This window comes from Vibrio sp. 1288, assembly GCF_033344475.1.
On sequence record NZ_JAWPOX010000508.1, the window covers coordinates 1 to 709 of the forward strand.

The 709-nt window shown below is 45.8% G+C and carries 1 protein-coding gene; it reads right to left on the reverse strand.

Annotation, left to right across the window (positions count from 1 at the left end; all coding sequences use genetic code 11):
* A partial coding sequence (locus R8O11_RS27680) for a HAMP domain-containing protein (protein ID WP_318194932.1) occupies positions 1 to 709 on the reverse strand: 709 nt, incomplete at both ends.

Genomic DNA, 709 nt, shown 5'->3' on the forward strand with positions numbered 1-709 from the left:
CCGATTTCATCTTTACGTTCGGTATTGAATGTCGTTTCGTCGAGGTCGCCAGCGGATACTTTCTCCGCTGCCCAAGTCAGTTTCAGCAGTGGTGATGTAATGAAGTTGGACAAATAATGCGATGCAATCACCACAAGAATGATCGCGATTAGCATGGCGATAACGAAGAGTTTTTCCAGTTGATGAATGCGTGAAAACGCCTCTTTTTCTGGAAGTTGAACCACGAGCGCCCATGTAATGCCGCGTGTTTGAATTGGGGCAAATGCAGCGATAATTTCTTCGCCAAGTCCATTGGTGTAGGTGCCAACGTCGGTTTGTCCCGCTAAAGCTTTATCGATGACTTCAAGACTGTTTTGAATACTGTCTTGCTTGGTATTAATCGTACGTGGTTGCTGATCGCTGCCGACCAGTAGAGTGTTGATGGACGATTCACGGTTTTTATCTGCGATCAGCTTGGTAATGCCGTTGTTTGGTAAACGGAACATAGCATAGCTGTGCAAATAGCCTTGCTGAACGATAGGTGCACCAAGCCAAGCGACTTGTCGACCATGTTCCAGTTCAAAATCAGAAATAATGACGGGCGTATAATCTTCATTCACTTTGCGGCGTTCGTTGACGTCATCAGCTAGACGTTTAAAGGTTTTACCTAATGCCGAGTCTTTGTAGCGCCCCGTTAGTAGGTTAGTACCGTAGTTGTCGTCTTTGTTGA